We start from the raw sequence: 19,926 nt of genomic DNA, 5'->3' as shown, positions 1-19,926 counted from the left end.
AGGTATATGTTACATGGTTCTAAAAATAGGTGTTATTGGTACAGGTGCTATTGGTCAAGATCATATTCATAGGATCTCCAACACTTTATCGGGAGCTAAAATTGTTGCAGTGACAGATGTGAAGGCAGAACAAGCCAAGGCTGTTGTTAATAACGAAAATATGGATGCAAAGGTTTATGAAAATGGACATGACGTTATTAACTCCGAAGATGTTGATGCAGTTATCGTAACCTCTTGGGGTCCTACCCATGAAGAATTTGTTTTGGCTTCCATTGCTGCGGGTAAACCGGTTTTCTGCGAAAAACCACTTGCTACAACTGCTGAGGGGTGTAGGAGAATCGTTGATGCAGAGATTGCACACGGTAAACAGTTGGTTCAAGTAGGATTCATGCGACGTTACGATAAGGGGTATCGCGCATTAAAACATGTTATTGAACATGGAAGGATCGGTGAACCGTTAATGGTGCATTGTGCACACCGAGCTCCTTCAGCCCCAGGCTGTACCGGTGATATGGCGCTTACTGATTCTTTTCCTCATGAAATAGATGTTTTACGGTGGTTACTTAATGACGATTATGTTTCCGCCCAGGTAATTCTGCCAAGAAACACACGTTTTGCAGCTGAAGGGCTACAGGACCCGCATATCGTCTTACTAGAAACCAAACAAGGAATCCGAATTGACACTGAAATATTTGTAAATTGTCAATATGGATATGACATTCAATGCCAGGTTGTTGGAGAAACAGGTATAGCCAGCTTACCTGAGCCATCCAGTGTACTTATGCGTAGCGAAGCGAAGCTTTCAACCGAAATTCTAGTAGATTGGAAGGATCGTTTCATTGATTCCTATGATGTTGAACTGCAAGAATGGATTAATTGTACTGTAAAAGGTGAAGTGAATGGGCCATCGGCTTGGGATGGTTATGTTGTAGCAGTGACGGCGGATGCTTGTGTGAAAGCTAAGCATACAGGTCAGATTGTTTCAATTTTTATACAAGAACGCCCATCATTTTATATCAAACAACTTGTTTTATAATAAAAAATAGTGATTCTATTTAACATGATAGATACAGTTATAAGGACAACTGATTACCTTTTTTGATTGGAAAAAGGTAAGTTAAAGGTTAGCGGCGACCTTTCCGAAATTGAATCGGTAAGAGGTCGCCGAGTTTTATTTTTTGTGAAACTTTTAAGCCGAACCAAGGGTACATACGATGTCTGATCTTTTGTATGATTGAGCAATATCCGCAATATTATAGACTATCTAAGTCTGTCGCCAATCTATACAATAAAGGTAAGAAGAACCTTCACCGTTGAATAGGAGATGACAATCCATGAAACCCTGTGAACCTCTGATCATTACATCTGAAAGCGGATACAATCTTCAAGTTGGCGGAAATGTGCCGATTGCACACGCTTGGAGAATGATTGCGCGAGATCATAAGCAAGTGTTTGGCAGAGAGCCATTGCAAACAGAAGAAGAGGCCTCGATCATGATCCGTTATGCGCAGGAAGAGGATGGATGCCCACAGTGGCCGGAGGGGTATTGTTTGCGTTTTGTTGCTGATGGCAAGAGAACGGTACTTCATATCATTGGCCGTGATGAGCTCGGGATCATTTACGGGCTGCTCCATTACAGTCGCTTCGTTCTGGGTGTAGAGCCGTTCTGGTTCTGGGCAGAACTTGCTCCGACCAGACGGGATACTATAGTCCTGCCGAGCCAGGATTATGACAGTATACCGCCCAAGGTTCGCTATCGGGGCTGGTTTGTCAATGATGAGGTATGTCTGATTGGTTGGAAGGATGATTATCCGCCGACGGAGCAGGTATGGGAGCCCGTTTTTGAAGCATTACTACGCTGTGGTGGCAACATGGTGATTCCGGGAACGGATTTACCGCGCACAGGTATCCATCATAAGCTTGCGGCAGACATGGGATTATGGATTACACACCATCATGCCGAGCCGCTGGGTGCGGAGATGTTTTTGCGCGCTTTTCCAGGGAAGCAGGCCAGCTACAAAGAGCATCCCGAGCTATTTGAGCAGCTATGGCGGGAAGCAATCGAACGGCAGAAGGGGGAGAAAATTGTATGGGTATTGTCTTTTCGTGGACAGGGAGACAAGCCTTTTTGGGAAAATGACCCTTCCTTTAATACGCCGGAGAAACGTGGACAATTAATATCGTACGTGGTTCGCAAACAGTACAGTATGATCTGCGAATGTGTGGAGCAGCCCGTGTGCAGTATGGCGATGTATGGCGAGATTGCCGAGTTATACAAGCAGGGTCACATTGAAGTTCCCGAAGGGGTAATTAAAATATGGGCGGACAATGGTTACGGCAAAATGGTATCCCGACGCCATGGCAATCTCAACCATCGTGTACCGGCATTGCCCGAGGTGGAGGATGAAGGCAAGAACGGAGTATATTATCATGTGACCTTCCACGACCTGCAGGCGTCAAACCATCTTACTCAATTTCCCTCCTCTGCCGAGCTGATTGTTGACGAATTAACGACAGCATTTGCCGTAGGAGCAGACGAGTATCTGTTGGTCAATTCGGGTAATATTTTGCCGCATTTATATACGCTGGATTTGGCAGCGAATTTATGGACGTATGGTAACACGGATGCTGAACAGCAGCTTACTGATTTTATCGGGCGCTTGTACAGTCGTCAGCATCAAGAGATTTCCCGATTGTACCAGGATTATTCCCGTTGTACTATCGTTTATGGTCCGCACAAGGATGATCGGGCGGGGGAGGAATTCTATCACCATCCAGCGCGGCAAATTATGGGCTTTTGGCTGCAAGGCAAAGAAGGCTATGATGAACGGCTGTGCTGGGCTGCTGGAGAAAAACCTTTTGCTGAACAGGTACGCGGGTTCAAGGAAAAAGCCGAATCGGCAATCCCAGGCTGGGTTGAACTGCAAGAGCGGTGTCTACAAATGATGAAGCAATTGCCTGAAGATGAATGTCGCAGGCTGTATAATCAGCTTCTTGTGCAGATTGAAGTGCATCTGAGCGGTTGCCGAGGGCTGGCTAACATCTGCATCGCATACGGGTTATTTCTTGAAGGAGACTATCCACGAGCATTTATACAAGCTTCGCATGCCGTTTGGAGCTACCAGAAGGGGAAAGAAGCGCTCTCGCTCGCAGGGACTGGAAGATGGGAGCATTTCTACCGGGCGGATTGGTTGACCAATCTCGATAACACCATTTCTCATGCGGACACGGTGCGCAGATTTCTACGGATTCAGGGTGATAGCCCCGATATGTTTCTGTGGTACAAACAATATATCATGCCGGAGACCGAAAAACATATCTACCTGGAGAATACGCATCGCAAGCCGCTATCTGATGATGAATTGGCACACTGCCTGGAGAAGGTACTATGTTAAAGGATCTTAGAATTTGTCCTGCAACCTTTCCAGCTTGTACTACGTCATAGAAGTTGTTAATGGCCAAGCGGCCTAATTCAACTACAAGGTGGAACTTAATATGAGTATGAAAAAAAGTGCATTCGCAGCCGTTACAGCCGTAGCCATTTTGTCCTTTTCCATTGGAGGCCCATTGTTTGCGGCAGACAGCCAATTCAAGGATTTAGACAACGTAAGCGGCAAAGAAAAAATCATATCCCTTAAAGATCAGGGTCTACTCAAAGGGGTCTCTGACACGCAGTTCCTCCCATCTTCTAAAGTGACCGCTGCACAAGGAGTTCAGCTGATCTCCGGTGCATTCCGGTTCAGTTTGATTGCCATTGATTTTATAAAGGCACCGCAGGCCAGCGATCTGTTCACCCATGTCAAGGATACCGCATGGTACGCCGATGCTTTTATCAACGCGCATTATAATGGTGTAGACATTCCAAAAGATATCGATCCTGCCAAAGCTCTGACCAAGGAGGAGTTTACCCACATGCTGATTCAGGGCATCGAAAAAGCGGGCGTTCTTCCCATGATTAAAATCGCACCTGTGAATATCTCTGACGACAGCGAATTGGAGCCTGCTTATCAAGGCAGCATTCAGCGCTCGCTAGTGTACAAGGTCAATACTTTGGATGCGACTGGAAAGTTTCATCCAAAAAGCGAGATTACACGCGCTGAAGCTGCTGTTATGCTATATAATGCATTGGAATATTTAAACGCTCATACAAATTCGTCACAAATACAGCAATAAAGAGCTTTTCTCTGGACGGATTTAAGCTTTCAGTCACTTGACATCAATATCGTGAATGCTATAATAAGGAAATCGAATTTAGACCCTGCGGTAGCTGACTATCGTAAGAATACTTTTCTGGTCCTTCGGCAAAACACAAGTAACGAATAAATAAGCTGGCTCCGGATGAGGGGTCGGCTTATTTTTTTGGATAAAAAAGCTTACAATTTGCGAGATCTACATAGCGAGAGGAGACGGGAGTTATGTTTGGAAATGATTGGGATGATGTATTACGGGAAGAGGTCGAAAAATCTTACTTTAATGAATTAAGGTACGCATTAGCCCGTGAGTACAAGATACACAAAGTATATCCCCCGAAAGAAGATTTGTTTTCAGCACTCAAATTAACGCCATATCATCTTACCAAAGCGGTTATATTGGGACAGGACCCCTATCATGGAGAGGGACAAGCTCACGGCTTGAGCTTTTCCGTCAGACCCGGTGTGCGCACGCCGCCGTCCCTACAAAATATTTACAAAGAGATGCACGATGATATCGGGACTCCCATTCCGAATCAGGGCTACCTTGTTCCTTGGGCTGAGCAGGGCGTGTTGCTGCTGAACAATGTGCTGACCGTACGTGAAGGACAACCACAATCTCATCAGGGAATAGGCTGGGAACGTTTCACGGATGCTGTGATTGAAGCGATTAATGAACGTGAGCAGCCAGCAGTGTTTATTTTGTGGGGCAGTCATGCTCAGAAAAAAGCAAGCTTCGTGAATACCAGCAAGCATTTGGTACTGAAATCCGTCCATCCGAGTCCACTCGCGGCTCACCGGGGATTTTTTGGCAGCAAACCTTTTTCGCGTACCAATGCATTTTTGCAGGAGCATGGAATGGAACCGATACGGTGGGAGATTCCTAGCCGCTAGCACTGGAGGTGGGGACATGCGTCAATGGAAGGGACGTCAGGTCATCTTATATCACGGCAACAACGGTCATACCCAAAAGGTGCGCGGGACGCTCGAAAAATGGGATGATACACGCAAGTACGTTATTTTAGGCCCGAAAATGCTGGCTATTCCTTTTGAAAATATTGCGTATATTACCATGCTTCCTCCCGGACGTGAGCGTCGAAGCCGCCATCCGGCCAAGCTGAACTCCATTGGCTATGTGATGAGCGTTCCAATACAGTTTGATAATGCCATCTATTTTCAATCGGCAGTCACGGTTTGGAAAGATGACCAGTTGATTGCTTACAATATCAAATTGGCTAGTCATACGGATCATGATGTCGTGCTTGAAGATGGACAAACCTTGTCGAAGGAAGAGCATTTGTTTGTGGTGAGGTCGCTGCGCGGAGAACTTTAACTGTTATATTCCACCTATTTTTGTTGAAGGGTTCAATTTAGTGCGTTGTTTACCGATAAAAGGTAAGGGGCTGTTAATAATACCCTATTTATAAAGATGAAACCAAGGGAGAGAAACGAATGAAGAGTATGAGCAAACGGAGTACCTTCTTACTTGCTTTGCTGATGTTTGTAGTTGCAGCATGGCCAGCAGGTTTGATCCGGGCTGAGGAGAGCACGTCTTACACAGTGGAGTGGGACAGTCAAAATCCAACCACAGTCAATCTGGGTGGAAACCCTGCGCAATTAAAAGTGTGGTTGGTTACAGAAAAAGGGAAAACGGATGTAACCGAAAAAGCTGAATGGATCTCCGGAGACCCAAGTATCTTAAAGGTAGAAAAGGGACTCATTACCCCGGTATCGATAGGGCAGGTCAAAGTTACCGCCACACATGAAAACAAGACAGTAGCGACGAAAATTACAGTAAAATCGCCTTACAGCAAGCTGCAATTAAATCCGTCTGGTCCTTTGAATCTGACCATTGGCGGAGAATCGAAGCAACTGACAGCTCAAGGTGTGCTTAGCGGAGGCGGGACGGAAAATGTGTCCGGTGTGGAATGGACATCTTCGAATTCGACCGTTGCTACCGTAGAGAATGGACTTGTACGCCCGCTTGCCAAAGGTGTGACTTACATTAAAGCGAGCAAGGATGGACTTAAAGCACAAACCATGGTGTATGTGCGTTCTTCCTCCCAGGCATTGACATTAAGTGAGTCCGGTTCCAAATCGGTCTTTCTGGGCAGCTCCCCCATTCAGGTCAATGCAACCGATGTGAGCCTGACAGGCAGCAAAACCGATGTAACCAACACGGCAGAATGGACTTCATCTAATCCGCTGGTTGCTACAGTGGAGCAGGGTAAAATCACTCCGATGGACGCAGGAAATGCGACGATTACAGCGTCCTATCACGGTTTGAGCAAGACGCTGAAGATTAATGTGCTGCCGACTGTGGAAAAGCTGGTATCGAGCAAAGCGAGTCTGACTCTCGAAACAGGCAGCAAAACTTCTCTTCCGACGATATCTGCTTATTTGGTCAATGGGGCTAAAAAAGCAGTTCAATCCGATGTGAAATGGAGCTTAAGCAGTGAAAGTGCAGTTAAAATAGCAGGTGGCAAGCTGGTTGCAGTAAATCCAGGCAGCGCAACATTGACAGCGACAGTAGGTGCGCTCAAGCTGGATATTCCAGTGACCGTGCAATACAAAGTGCTCAAGCTGACCGCTTCTGAAAAGAAATATGTACTGGTTGCAGGACAAGAAGCGAGTCTTCCGACAATCAAGGCACAAATGGCTGGTGGGGGAACACTTGATGTTACGAATCAGGTAAGCTGGGCCGCTACAACAGCGGCAGTTACAGTAGGAAACGGTAAAGTAAAAGCGGTAAGCGGTGGCAACTCAGGCATCAAGGCCATGTATATGAATAAATACGTGAAGGTGCCTGTCATTGTAGAAGGAGCCATTTCTACATTGACCCCAAGCTTTACAAGTGCTGATATGAATTTGAAAGGGAGCAAGTCCATCAAAGTTATCGGCATATATACAGATGGTAAAAAAGCTACGCTGAGTAGCAAGGTAAAATGGACTACATCGAATGCTTCTGTAGCGAGCGTAAAAGGGTCATCTATTAAAGCGGTTGGAATTGGAACAGCAACCATTACAGGCACATACCAAGACAAGTCGTTTAATGTGGAGATCAAGGTAACGCCTAAGCTGCTCAAGTTGGTCTTGAGCAACAAGAACCTGAAGCTCCCTAAAGGCTCCTCTCAAGTGCTTAGTGTAAATGCAGTTTATGATTCAGGCGCAATGACCAATGTGACAAGCTCAGCGGTGTGGACATCTTCCAAGCCGTCGATTGTACAGGTAACAGGCGGACAGGTGAAGGCAGTGGCGACCGGAAGTTCAAGCATCAAAGTGGTCTATGGCGGTAAAACCGTATCGACATCTGCTAGAGTGTTAAAATAGTCTGCGTATGCTGCCACATTCACGTATACAAAATAACCCCAGGTCCAAAGACCGGGGGTTATTTTCAACTTACTCTACGCCGTCCTGATAATGGTTTTTCCAGTGCTTATCGCCCCTGTGGGCGAAGTCTTCAACTGTCTTTTCCAAAGTGGCTACCAGTTGGGCTTTAATCTCGGAAATCGTATCACGAAACAGTCTTTCTTCCGTGCCATTGATTTTCTCACCATATAAAGCCTGAGCGGCTACAAATTGACGATGCTGTTCCACAAAATTATCAATCGAGTGCAATGCATGCTCCACGTATTGCGAGATGCTATGATGCTCGTTAGGCAGTTGCAATTTTAATTCCTGAACTCTATTTAGTAATGCCATGATGATCACCTCGTACGTTTATTATGTCAATAATTATACATAATTTTCGAGAAACTTTCCTTAAATTTTAATTAAAATGTGACTTTTATTATGTCATGATTGCATTTTCATTGGTGATCGGGCATAATTTTCGGAATTATTGCACACTGCCTTTGTACTGTGATTTTAAAATTTAAAAAATATAATATAAAGATGATGTGAAGCGTGCTGCGACAGCTCTCTTTCTGACATGTTATAATATCGAAAAGCCAGTTGGAAAGGTTGTCAGTATGGTATGAAGCTTTTTAAAGGTTTGTTCTGGGGATTTTTGATCAGTCTTCTCCTGTGGTGTGCCTTGTTTGGGCTTGTCCGCTGGATATCGCATTGAGTCGCTTCATGTATCTTATACAATAACTCGTGCGACAGTATCCACGTCCTGAATTGCAATCGTATATACGTTTTCGTCATCGTAGAGCTTGAAATGCTGGTTCTCTTGGTCAGACAGGAGCTTAGGCCAGCCAATAACGGTACTTCCATTGTGTAACCGGATTACAACGGCTTGCATGTGGCTCACGGCCAGTTTGATCTCATCGTTCATCTGTGCAACCTCCTCTCTGTATTATTTGTCGTCGAATATTCAACCATTTTTTATAGTCCGTAAGGGGTTGCAAAAAATAAAATCCAGGGATTCCTTGGTTGAAGGCACCCACTGGAATAGCTTGAAGGGAAGAGGAAAATTGAAGAAAAAACTGTTAAGTTTTATAACCGTAGTGTTATTGGCCACGGGCATGTATTGGTTTAAAGGAGTCGACCTCCTTACGAAAACACCACAAGAAAACCCGTCCTCATCGGCACAGGTTACGCTGCATTTTCCGTCAGATCGGTATCCGGAAACGGCGCAGCATATCAAGGAAGCGATTCAGACGGGAAAATCATCGGTATGCACAATTGACCGTGAAGGAGCCGAGCAAAATCGAAAGCACTCGCTTGCAGGAGTTCCCGCTCGTAAAGGCTACGATCGTGACGAATGGCCGATGGCGATGTGTTCAGAAGGTGGTAAAGGTGCAAATGTCAAATACATAGCTCCTAAGGATAATCGTGGGGCAGGATCATGGGTAAGTCACCAATTGGATGAGTATGAGGATGGAACTCGTGTAAAATTTGTCGTGAAATAAAAATGCTATGAAATCGTATAGTTATTTTTTATTTCCCTTACGAGGTTGTTGTTTGGCCCTGATCAGTGCCACAACTTCATTTCCCTGTCCCTTCGGTTCCTGTTTGGCTTTAACCAATGCCAAAAAAGCAAAAAAATCACCTAATGTAGTGAAGCCGGCACCTAATATCGCCAAATCTTCAGCGGATAGTTGATTTAACCAGTCCATTTGTTTAGCGTCAAACATGTTATCACCGCCAACCGTTGATATTGTATAGTATGTACTGACAGCGGGGAAGGTCAGGGCTCAAGCATACCTTTTTAGTATGCCTGTTTTTTGTGCAGAGGATGTGTAGACCACATGTTAAAATTTAATTTTTATACGAAAATCGTCTCTATTGTTATTCTATTGCTGATTCCTGTACTAGTTTTGTACGTCTATTCCAATCAGATGACGACAAGAGTGCTACGTAACGAGCTGAACCAGTCCAATTATAATCAACTGACTTTTTTTCAAAATCAGGTAAACACCAATATTGAAATGATATCCTCCTGGCCGCATTTGTTGATTCATGATCCTGATGTTGCCAGCTTTCAGGCCATTTTTTTAAAGGATAAGACTCTCAATTTAGATGGAATTAATCTTGTCAAACGTATCCAGACCAAGCTGGGACTTCAGGAAAGCTCATCGAATTGGAGAACCGGTCTGGATATCTATTCCCCTTCACTTGGACGTGTTGTGTCAGAAAATGGAGCCGGTTTTTATGATCAGAAAAAACTAAACCAGTTGATTAAAGATGGCTGGCAGGTATCCAAAAAAAGAATGTACGGGAAAGATCAGTTTATATTTTCATTGTATACGTTATCCCCGTTTTCCTCACTTGGTAATCCTGAAACCGCCAACACGATTATTAAGGTCGAATTTGACAGCAGCAACATTCAGGACATGCTTGACCGCTTTAAAGGTGATGGACGGAAGGAGCCTTTTTATTATAAAAAAGGTGTAGGAGCGATCTATAATCGTACTGCGAATGAAGAGCTGTCTGGCAAGCTGATTACAAAATTGGAAAAAATGGGGCTGCATGAGGTTGATAATCTGACCGTGAAAATTGGAGAAGAGAGCTACCTGGTTCATGCCGTTCTTTCGCAAACGACGGGCTGGTATTTAATTGACTATATGCCTTTGTCCGATATAATGTCTCCAATTTATTCTTCAAATCGATTATTTTATATCACCGTTGTTGGCTTGCTGCTGGTAGGCTTGATTGGTGCTTACCTGCTTCATTCACAGGTACAAGTGCCGATTCTCCAGCTTGTGCGGGCATTTCGGAGATTAAAGGATGGAGACTATGCTGTTCGATTAAGCCCAAGGGGGAGTCATGAGTTTGCTTTCCTGTCCCGTCAATTCAATCTGATGGTCGAACAGATTCAGGAGCTGTTTGAAAAGGTGTATGTTGAGCAGCTGCATGTCAAGGAAGCGCGTCTAAAGCAGCTCCAGTCACAAATTAATCCACACTTTTTTTATAATTGTTTTTCGTTCATTACAAGTATGGCGAAGCTCCACAATCATGAGGCGGTCGTGGCCATGGCGCATAATTTATCCAGGTATTATCGATATACGACAAGGCAGGAACGGGATTTGGTGCCATTATCAGAGGAAGTCGAGTTTGTTCAATATTATTTGAAAATTCAGCAGATGCGTATGCCACGGCTAACGTTTACAATTGATGTTTCTCCACAGGCCAATAGTCTGCTGATTCCGCTGCTTGTAGTGCAACCGCTAGTGGAAAATGCGGTGCTGCACGGGATAGAACCTCAAGTGGAGGATGGCATCATCCATATTAAAACCGAGTGTGTCGGCTCGTATATACACCTGATTGTGGATGATAATGGACTAGGCTTGAGCCAAGAGGCTATAACAGCCCTGACATCACCGCTTGACAAGCCTGTAGAAGAGAAACATGGCTACGGCTTATGGAATGTACATCAACGCATGCGATTGCATTTTGGAGAAGACGCCGGACTGGCTTTCTCGTTGTCACCTTTGGGAGGACTGCGTGCGGTTCTAAAATGGCCGCTGCCAGCAGAAGCAGAGCAGACGAACGGCTTGATTGAACCTTCCCCAAATTCGAATATGGTTAAACTGGAGGGACCTTATGGTTCAGATATTATTGGTAGATGATGAAAGCTATGTAACCGAAAGCCTGGCGGCTACCATTCCATGGGAAACGCTGGGCATCGAGAGGGTTCATCAAGCAGCTTCCGCATTGGCAGCAGTGGATGTGCTTGAAGCGTACGACATTGATATTCTGGTTACGGATATTCGTATGCCTGGCATGACGGGATTAGAGCTGATTGTTGAGGTGAACGAGCGATGGCCGCACATTCGATGCTTGCTGCTCACAGGCTATGCCGATTTTGAATATGCCAAAAAAGCGATCCAGCTTAAGGCTTTTGATTATATTTTGAAACCGGTGGATGATGAGGAGTTTATGAAATGTGTATCAGCCGCCATCGATTCGCTAAAGGAAGAATGGGAAGCCTTTGACAAGGTTCATCAATTACAGTACAGTCGCAGGACCGATTTTGGTGTGCTGCGTACTCACCTGATGCATGATTTGGTGCTTGGGCGTCATCTGTCTATACAAATAATAGAGGACAAGTTGTCACAGTACGAAATTATGCTGCGCACAGGACAACGTGCCAGTATGCTGCTTATTCAGCTAGGAAAGCATTTTTCTGATATGGATTATCATTCAATATCTTTAATAGAGTATGCGATTGGAAATATTGCTGAAGAAGTGTTTGCGCCCGATTTTTACGTTTGGCACTGTAAAGCACCGCATGACTGTCTAATTGTATTGATAGAAGAAAATTGGAATCTGATTTCCGATCGGAGCATAGACGAGCAGAATCATATTTTGCGTGCGACGATTGACAATTTCCGAAAAAATGTGAGCAGCTACTTAAAAGGCGAAATTTACGTTACGGTAACCGGCTGGTTTATGTTCCCACAGGAGCTGCCTAAGGTATACCAGTCAGCTATCAGGTCCTTATACTGGAACCAGCAGGAGGAAACGGATACGCTGCTCTTTATAGAAGAACAGCCAGAACAGTCGCACAATTCAGCCAAGCTGCTGGAGGGACTATACGTACACCCAACGCTGACCCATCTTCTGGAGTCCAGACAATGGGAGGAGGCTGAAGTGAAGATAAATCGTGTATTTGGCAAGATAGAGGAAGCAGGGTATACCCGTGAGCATTTATATGAGCTGTTTATTACGGTAACGAGCGCGTTTATGTACACGGCGCATAAGCAAGGACGCTTCATTACGCAGATGGATCAAACGGGCTTTGACCCTCTGCATGCGCAGAAAATGGTTCAATCGTTCTCCAATCTTAAGGAATGGATATTTTTGATGATGAACAAGCTAAAGTCGGAATGGTCCGCAAGTGAGCAAAACGCCAAAAGCTATGTGGTCAAGCAGGTCCAGGAGCTCATCTCCCAGGATAAAGGTCAGGAGCTGTCTGTTAAGACGATTGCCGATCAGGTTTATCTTCATCCGGTCTATCTGTCCAAAATCTATAAGGCTGAAACCGGAGAAGGTCTGGGAGATTATATCATCCGAATGAGAATGGAGCGGGCTCTGTATTTGCTCAAGTATTCCAACAAAAAAATATATGAAATTACAACAGAGCTGGGCTATCAGAATCCCCAATATTTCAGCAAGATGTTCAAAAAGCATTATGGAATGACTCCGCATGAATTTCGGGACCAATAAAGACGGGACCAGTAAGAGGTAATAGCAAGAGGTAATAGTAAGGATCGGTTGGGAAAGGTGCAGAAATATTTATTTTGTGACATAGGCTGCATAGAAAAGCCCTCTTATAATAAAAGAGTAGAAAATGATTTTTTGAGGGGGAACAATATGCGAGTTCATTCGAAAAAAAAGCTGTTGTCGCTGCTCGCCGCAACTGTGCTATTAGGAGTTGGGCTTGTGGGCTGCTCGGGCACGGGGAATGGTGGAGATACCAATAGCGCAGCCAAAACTGAAAACGTATACAAAGAAAAATACAATCCGGAAGTCACCATTTCCACCGTATGGGGTGTAGATCCTACCTTAAAATTTAAAAATGGCGAATCGATCGAAAATAACGTGGCGACCAAATGGGCTAAAGAGAAATTCGGTATTAATATAAAATCACTCTGGTCTGTCACGGATACCAATGGTGCATTTGCCACGAAGCTGCGTTTGGCGATGTCCTCCGGTCAGGAGATGCCGGACGTCGTTGTACTGGGAACGGAAAATGAGCAGCTGGCGCAGGATATGATCGATTCCGGTATGTTCGCGGAAGCTGGTCCGTTGTTCGATAAGTATGCTTCGGATTCCTGGAAGCAGGCGATGAATCAGGATACGAACGTATGGAACCAATATAGCCGGGACGGCAAAAAAATGGGAATTCCAGTACTCGATTTCGCCTATAACCACGATTATGTGCTGTGGGTGCGGCAAGATTGGCTGGACAAGCTCGGCATGAAAGCTCCTCAGACGATGGATGAACTGGAAAAGGTGATGGATGCCTTTAAAAATAAAAACCCGGACGGACTGTCTCCGGACAAAGTGATTCCGCTCAGCATCGGTTTCAAAACGTCTATGAACACCTGGATGGGTGACCCGTCCTGGATTTTCGGAGCCTATGGCACACTCCCCCAACAATGGAACAAAGGCGCGGACGGCAGCTTGGAGTATGGCTCCGTGCAGCCAGGTATGAAGCCGGGTCTGCAAAAGCTGAGCGAATGGCTCAAAAAGGGATACATTCCGCAGGAAGCAGCATTGTGGGATGAGAATAAAACGTCAGAGCCTGCAGTCGCAGGAACAGCAGGCATCATACCGGGTCCATACTGGATGAGCGGCTGGCCGCTTCAGGATACGGTGAAAAATGCGAAGAGTGCCGTATGGAAGCCGATTAAGATTCCAGTGGGGCCTGACAACAAAGCCATGCGCCATGGAACTCAATACACCAATGGTGTCGTACTGATCAACAAACAAATGCAGCATCCTGAAGCTTTTTTCACCTATCAAAATTACTTGTTTGATCATTTTGCAAATGCCAAACCGGAAGGAGATTTGGCGAACGGGTTGTTTAAGGGCTACGACTATGATCTGGATGCGAATAAAAAGCTGTTGCCTATCGACAAGATACCAGGCGGTTATGTAAACTCTGTTCGTTATTTGCTGGTTCGTGATGGTGCGCGTATACCTGATGCCCAAATGAAGGCTTTGTTAAGTTTGGCTGACGGCGCGGAAGCGAAGACTCGTCTGGAGAAGGATGTAATGGTCAATTACGGCAAAGATACACCTGCGGCTGCCAAGGTGTTAATGGAACAGAAGGACATCTCCATGAAGGATCAGTTCACGGGACCTACTACGCCAACTATGAAGTCCAAAAAGGACTATCTGGATAAGATTGAAAACCAGACCTTCAATGAAATTATTTATGGCAAACAGCCGATTTCGGCCTTTGATACCTTCGTGCAGACGTGGAAGAGTGCCGGAGGCGAACAAATTACAAAAGAAGTGAATGAATGGTATAAGAGCGTTGAGAAGTAAACACAGTTGAAATGGATAGACGGGCTGTCCCACACGGGCAGCCTTTTTCATACCAATCACCAGATTATATTGGAAATAAATGCGCTGCCATTATGCTTGCGAGATAGACTACCAGTCACATGGCGAGGCTGAAAAATGATTGCTTTTGTGCCATGTATGTTGGTTTTTTGAACTGTTTCGTTAGTAGCAACGCTTCTATAATTGAAGTATACCATGAGAGTTACAGGAGGAACTGCAATGAGAAGTCTGCAACGTACGTGGCCATTTCATATCATGCTGCTGCCAGCCATCATTTTTTTAATTGTATTCAGCTACATTCCAATGGGCGGGATCGTGATGGCCTTTCAAAATTACAAGCCTTGGCTGGGTATAACTGGCTCCGAGTGGGTTGGACTGGATAATTTCCGTTTTCTGTTTCAACGGGAGGACAGTCTGCAAGTCGTCTGGAATACGCTAATTATCGCGGTACTAAAGATGTTTTTCAATCTGCTCGTTCCGTTTGTTTTTGCTATTCTGCTGAATGAGATTCGCAAGGTTGGACTTCAACGATCCATTCAGACGCTGGTTTACCTGCCACACTTTCTGTCGTGGGTCATCTTGGGCGGAATTCTGGTTGACTTGCTCTCGACAGATGGTTTTATGAACCGCATTCTTGGAAGCCTTGGAATCCAGCCCATCTTCTTTTTGGGGGACAATAACTGGTTTCGTTTTACGGTGATCGTATCAGATATATGGAAGGAGTTTGGCTACAATACTATCGTTTTTCTCGCCGCACTGGCGGGGATTAATCCTTCGTTGTATGAAGCAGCAGAGATGGACGGGGCAAGCCGCTGGAGACAGACGCTGCATATTACAGTGCCTTCGCTAATTCCGATGGTGGTGGTTGTGGGTACACTTGCACTCGGCAATGTTCTGAATGCCGGCTTCGACCAGATTTTCAACCTGTACAACCCGCTTGTATACCAAAAAGGCGATATTATTGACACGTTCGTCTATCGGACAGCGTTAATTAACGGGGAAATGGGCTTTGCTACCGCCATCGGATTGTTTAAATCTGTGATCAGTATGATTCTCATTCTGATATCCTATCGACTTGCATACAAATGGGCAGGCTACCGCATATTTTGATTCCACAAGGCTGAAAGAGGGAGAGTCATGTATCATAAAACAACGGCATATCGCATCTTCAATGTGTTTAATATTTGTCTGCTTGTGCTTTTATCTATCATGTGTATCGTTCCGCTGATTCATGTATTAGCGGTATCATTTAGTGCCAAATCAGCAGCAGACGCCAATCTGGTTGGACTGTGGCCGGTACAATTTTCACTAGAAGCCTACAAGAAGACAATGAATAATCCTATTTTTCTGCACTCTATCTGGATTTCTGTTCTCCGGACCGTGCTCGGTACTGGCTTGACGCTGCTAATTACCTTTTTAGCTGCTTATCCACTTTCAAAAGAAACATCTGTATTCCGGAGCCGAAACGTATATTCATGGCTGTTCGTATTCAGTATGATTTTTAACGGTGGCCTGGTTCCATTTTATATGGTTATTCAAAAAATTCATCTTATGGACAGCTTTTGGGTACTTGTTTTGCCGGGAGCGGTCAATACATTTCTGGTCATCCTCATGCTGAACTTTTTTAGAGGCATACCCAAGGAGATGGAGGAGGCCGCACTGATCGATGGGGCAGGACATTTTCGGACTTTGTTTAGTATATTTTTGCCGATATCCCTGCCGTCTATTGCGACGATTGCGTTGTTCAGTATGGTATTTCACTGGAACTCATGGTTTGATGGTCTGCTTTATTTGAGCAATGCCAAGGATTATCCACTGGCTACCTTCCTGCAAACGGTAATCATTCAGAAGGACATGAGCTCTATGAGTATGAGTCCCAAAGAAATGGAATTGCTTTCACAAACGACGGTGAATGCAGCGCAAATTTTCATTGGTGCAGCGCCTATTCTTATTGTATATCCATTTTTACAAAAGTATTTTGTTAAAGGTATGACGCTTGGTTCTGTCAAGGAGTAAACCCTATTGATCTAAAGGAGATGATTTACAGTGTCGCATCCAAACATTTTCAAATACCCGCCAATCAGTGAGCGAGTTCCGCGTATGCTGCATGGAGCGGATTATAATCCGGAGCAATGGCAGCATGATCCTGAGGTGCTAAAAGAGGATATCCGGCTGATGAAGCTGGCTAAATGTAATGTGATGTCCGTCGGTATATTCTCATGGGTTTCATTGGAACCTGAGGAAGGTGTATTTACGTTTGAATGGCTCGACCGTATCCTGGATTCGTTTGCCGAGAACGGAATTTATGCGTTTTTGGCCACTCCTAGTGGAGCCAGACCGGCCTGGATGTCACAAAAATATCCTGAGGTGCTGCGTGTGGAGGCTAACCGTGTCCGCAACCTGCACGGGTTCCGCCATAACCACTGTTTTACCTCGCCAGTATACCGGGAAAAAGTACGCATCATGAATATAAAGCTGGCCGAGCGCTATGCGAATCATCCGGCTGTCATTGGCTGGCATATTTCCAATGAATTTGGTGGAGAATGCCACTGTGATTATTGTCAGGCTGCATTCCGCACCTGGGTAAAGGATAAATATGGCACACTGGATAAGCTTAATCACGCATGGTGGACGACCTTTTGGAGTCATACGGTTACGGATTGGAGCCAAATCGAGTCTCCGGCCCCTCACGGTGAAACACAGGTCCATGCTATGAATTTGGACTGGAGACGGTTTGTGACCGATCAGACCGCAGATTTTATCCAACACGAAATTGTGCCGCTCAAGGCAGCGAACCCGACACTTCCGGTCACGACCAATCTAATGGAATTTTTTGAAGGACTGAATTACTGGAAGTTTGCCGATCTGCTGGATATTATATCCTGGGACAGCTATCCGACGTGGCATGACCGGGGAGGTGATGAGAGCCGTCAGGCTGCGAAGGTAGCGATGATGCACGATATTATTCGTTCAATCAAAGGAGGCAAGCCTTGGATGCTCATGGAGAGTACACCGAGTTTGACGAATTGGCAAGAGGTCAGCAAGCTGAAGCGACCAGGAATGCATCTGCTATCGTCTTTACAGGCTGTAGCACACGGGTCAGACACCGTTCAATATTTTCAGTGGCGGAAAAGTCGCGGTTCGAGTGAAAAGCTGCATGGTGCAGTCGTCGATCATGTCGGACATGAGCACACTCGGGTTTTCGGAGACGTGACAGAGGTCGGCAATGCGCTGGAAAAATTGGAGGAGGTTATCGGTACATCTGTGCCTGCTGAGGCTGCAGTTATTTTCGACTGGGAGAATCGCTGGGCAGTCAACGACTCGCAAGGGCCGCGGAATAAAGGTGTGAAATACGAGGAGACAGCCGAAGCGCATTATTTGGCATTGTGGGAGCAGGGGGTGCCTGTAGATGTCATTCATATGGATGCCGATTTCTCCAAATACAAGCTTATAGTAGCTCCAATGCTGTATATGGTGCGCAGCGGTGTGGGTGAGCGAATACAAAAGTTTGTTGAAAGCGGTGGCATTTTTGTAGCAACCTATTGGTCCGGCATTGTGGATGAACATGATTTGTGCTTCCTCGGAGGCTTTCCGGGGCCGCTTCGCAAGACGCTGGGAATATGGTCGGAAGAGATCGACGGACTGCATGATCACGACCGAAATCGCATTTTGCCGGTTGAGGGCAATGAGTTGAATCTGAATGGTGAGTATGAGGCTGTAGAGCTGTGCGACCTTATTCATACGGAAGGTGCAAAGGTACTGGCTGTATACGGTTCAGACTTTTATGCAGGACGTCCAGCCTTGACGGTGAACCGTTTGGGACAGGGAAAAGCTTATTACATCGCTTCACGCAACACGGGATCGTTCAACAGTCATTTTTATAGAAGCTTGATTGAGGGTGAAGGAATCAGTAAAGCACTTCATGTCAAGTTGCCGCATGGAGTAAATACAGCGATTCGCACTGATGGAGTTTACGATTATATTTTTATTTTGAATTTTACGCATGAGTCGCAAGAAATTACACTGGATGGACGAATCTATGTGGATATGCTGGAAAATCGTGTGATTGAAGACGATAAACTTCGATTGAATAACTATGCTGTCAAGGTTCTCAAGACAGAGCGCATACATTAGAAATGGTATAAGGCTAAGGGCTGACTTTTTCCAAAATTCAGATAGGAGATGACTTATGAAAACAAGCAACCGATTTATACTATTTGCGGTGTTGATTTTGTTATCCAGTGTTTTGTACCCGTTCGGCTCTGCAGGGTTGGGGACGGCTTCAGCCGCCCCTGCTTTTGCCAAAGGAGCCGATATAAGCTGGGTAGCAGGAATGGAAGCACAAGGTATGACCTGGAAGGATAAAAAAGGGGTCCGTCGGGATGTACTGCAAATTTTGCGAGACGATTACCAGATTAACTCGGTACGTATTCGTGTATGGGTGAACCCTAACATGAACGATTATGCAAGCGGTTACATGAATGCTGAGAAGGCGGCAGAGCTGGCGCAGCGAGCCAAAAAATTGGGTATGAGCGTTATGCTGACCCTGCATTATAGCGATTCCTGGGCTGATCCAGGCCAGCAGAACAAGCCTTACGCATGGCGCAATTTTAACTTTACACAACTGATGGATGCAGTCTGGTCCCACACGGTTTATGTTATGAACACGATGAAAAGCAAGGGCGTAACACCAGACTGGGTACAAATCGGCAATGAGACGAACAATGGAATGCTCTGGGATGACGGTAAAGCCTCGGTGAATATGAAAAACTATGCATGGCTCGTCAATACAGGCAATAACGCAGTAAAATCGGTAAGCAGCAGCACCAAGACGATCGTACATTTGGCTAACGGGGATAACGGTTCCACGTTAAACTGGAATATTGGCGGGCTGATTGACAATGGAGCTCAGTTTGACCTCGTCGGGCTGTCTCTGTATCCGTCTTCTTCTGACTGGCAGGGCAAGGTGGACCAGACGATTGCCAATGCCAATAGCCTCATTGCAAAATACGGTAAAGGCATTGTCATCAGTGAAATCGGGATGGATTATAATGAACCCGCAGCTTCCAAGGCATTTATTGCTGCTATCAAAACAAAGGTGCGGAACATCGGGGGTGGCAAAGGCGCAGGGGTATTTTATTGGGAGCCGGCTGCAACCCCAGGTTACAACAAGGGCTACAACAAAGGTGCTTGGCAGGCTGACGGAAAGCCAACCTCCGCTTTGGAAGGATTTCTAAACTAAACTAAAACGAATCTGAAACTAGTCTGAAAC

The 19,926-nt window shown here is 45.4% G+C and carries 17 protein-coding genes; 14 read left to right on the top strand and 3 right to left on the bottom strand.

Going from position 1 to position 19,926, the window contains the following annotated elements; all coding sequences use genetic code 11:
* Positions 1 to 13 precede the first annotated feature (13 nt).
* The 6 genes from WG8_RS15145 (at position 14) to WG8_RS15120 (ending at position 7,520) form a co-directional block, all read left to right on the top strand.
* Positions 14 to 1,036: a Gfo/Idh/MocA family protein gene (locus WG8_RS15145; protein WP_007431087.1), complete on the top strand. Its 1,023-nt coding sequence runs from the start codon at positions 14 to 16 to the stop codon at positions 1,034 to 1,036.
* 298 nt (positions 1,037 to 1,334) lie between these two features.
* Positions 1,335 to 3,395: a glycosyl hydrolase 115 family protein gene (locus tag WG8_RS15140; RefSeq protein ID WP_007431086.1), complete on the top strand. Its 2,061-nt coding sequence runs from the start codon at positions 1,335 to 1,337 to the stop codon at positions 3,393 to 3,395.
* A 100-nt stretch (positions 3,396 to 3,495) separates the two neighbouring features.
* Positions 3,496 to 4,173 (top strand): S-layer homology domain-containing protein, encoded by a 678-nt coding sequence (locus tag WG8_RS15135; protein ID WP_007431085.1) that lies wholly within the window; start codon positions 3,496 to 3,498, stop codon positions 4,171 to 4,173.
* Positions 4,174 to 4,415: 242 nt separating this feature from the next.
* Positions 4,416 to 5,084, top strand: a complete 669-nt coding sequence (locus WG8_RS15130; protein WP_007431084.1) for a uracil-DNA glycosylase — start codon at positions 4,416 to 4,418, stop codon at positions 5,082 to 5,084.
* Positions 5,085 to 5,100: 16 nt separating this feature from the next.
* Positions 5,101 to 5,523 (top strand): hypothetical protein, encoded by a 423-nt coding sequence (locus tag WG8_RS15125; protein WP_007431083.1) that lies wholly within the window; start codon positions 5,101 to 5,103, stop codon positions 5,521 to 5,523.
* A gap of 119 nt (positions 5,524 to 5,642) precedes the next feature.
* Entirely contained in the window at positions 5,643 to 7,520 is a 1,878-nt protein-coding gene (locus WG8_RS15120; RefSeq protein WP_007431082.1) for an Ig-like domain-containing protein, read from the top strand.
* 69 nt (positions 7,521 to 7,589) lie between these two features.
* On the opposite strand, the gene WG8_RS15115 is transcribed toward WG8_RS15120, so the two are convergent.
* Both WG8_RS15115 and WG8_RS15110 read right to left on the bottom strand, forming a co-directional pair.
* Entirely contained in the window at positions 7,590 to 7,892 is a 303-nt protein-coding gene (locus WG8_RS15115; RefSeq protein ID WP_007431081.1) for a hypothetical protein, read from the bottom strand.
* 382 nt (positions 7,893 to 8,274) lie between these two features.
* Positions 8,275 to 8,469 carry a hypothetical protein gene (locus tag WG8_RS15110; protein WP_007431080.1) on the bottom strand — a complete coding sequence of 65 codons (195 nt, stop codon included), beginning with the start codon at positions 8,467 to 8,469 and terminating at the stop codon, positions 8,275 to 8,277.
* 139 nt (positions 8,470 to 8,608) lie between these two features.
* Here WG8_RS15110 and WG8_RS15105 point away from each other — a divergent pair, with 139 nt between their 5' ends.
* Positions 8,609 to 9,046, top strand: coding sequence for a NucA/NucB deoxyribonuclease domain-containing protein (locus tag WG8_RS15105; protein ID WP_007431079.1), 438 nt, complete (start codon positions 8,609 to 8,611; stop codon positions 9,044 to 9,046).
* Between the two features lie 21 nt (positions 9,047 to 9,067).
* Here the strand turns inward: WG8_RS15105 and WG8_RS15100 are convergent, their stop codons facing one another.
* Positions 9,068 to 9,271, bottom strand: a complete 204-nt coding sequence (locus WG8_RS15100; protein WP_007431078.1) for a hypothetical protein — start codon at positions 9,269 to 9,271, stop codon at positions 9,068 to 9,070.
* A gap of 114 nt (positions 9,272 to 9,385) precedes the next feature.
* Here WG8_RS15100 and WG8_RS15095 point away from each other — a divergent pair, with 114 nt between their 5' ends.
* The 7 genes from WG8_RS15095 (at position 9,386) to WG8_RS15065 (ending at position 19,896) form a co-directional block, all read left to right on the top strand.
* Positions 9,386 to 11,206, top strand: coding sequence for a sensor histidine kinase (locus tag WG8_RS15095; RefSeq protein WP_007431077.1), 1,821 nt, complete (start codon positions 9,386 to 9,388; stop codon positions 11,204 to 11,206).
* Positions 11,181 to 12,806, top strand: coding sequence for a response regulator transcription factor (locus tag WG8_RS15090; protein ID WP_007431076.1), 1,626 nt, complete (start codon positions 11,181 to 11,183; stop codon positions 12,804 to 12,806). The genes WG8_RS15095 and WG8_RS15090 overlap by 26 nt, the downstream gene beginning before the upstream one ends.
* A 147-nt stretch (positions 12,807 to 12,953) precedes the next feature.
* The gene (locus WG8_RS15085; protein WP_007431075.1) at positions 12,954 to 14,636 is read left to right on the top strand and encodes an extracellular solute-binding protein; all 1,683 of its coding nucleotides are present in this window, start codon (positions 12,954 to 12,956) and stop codon (positions 14,634 to 14,636) included.
* Between the two features lie 237 nt (positions 14,637 to 14,873).
* Positions 14,874 to 15,764 carry an ABC transporter permease gene (locus WG8_RS15080; RefSeq protein ID WP_007431074.1) on the top strand — a complete coding sequence of 297 codons (891 nt, stop codon included), beginning with the start codon at positions 14,874 to 14,876 and terminating at the stop codon, positions 15,762 to 15,764.
* A 27-nt stretch (positions 15,765 to 15,791) separates the two neighbouring features.
* The gene (locus WG8_RS15075) at positions 15,792 to 16,670 is read left to right on the top strand and encodes a carbohydrate ABC transporter permease (protein WP_007431073.1); all 879 of its coding nucleotides are present in this window, start codon (positions 15,792 to 15,794) and stop codon (positions 16,668 to 16,670) included.
* 30 nt (positions 16,671 to 16,700) lie between these two features.
* Positions 16,701 to 18,788, top strand: a complete 2,088-nt coding sequence (locus WG8_RS15070) for a beta-galactosidase (protein WP_007431072.1) — start codon at positions 16,701 to 16,703, stop codon at positions 18,786 to 18,788.
* A gap of 55 nt (positions 18,789 to 18,843) precedes the next feature.
* The gene (locus tag WG8_RS15065; RefSeq protein ID WP_007431071.1) at positions 18,844 to 19,896 is read left to right on the top strand and encodes a glycoside hydrolase family 53 protein; all 1,053 of its coding nucleotides are present in this window, start codon (positions 18,844 to 18,846) and stop codon (positions 19,894 to 19,896) included.
* Positions 19,897 to 19,926: the final 30 nt, after the last annotated feature.

Origin of the sequence: Paenibacillus sp. Aloe-11, from assembly GCF_000245715.1 — a bacterium.
Taxonomy (GTDB): Bacteria; Bacillota; Bacilli; order Paenibacillales; family Paenibacillaceae; genus Paenibacillus; species Paenibacillus kribbensis.
Note: the sequence above shows the minus strand (reverse complement) of the source record. Positions and strands in the feature narration are given on the sequence as shown.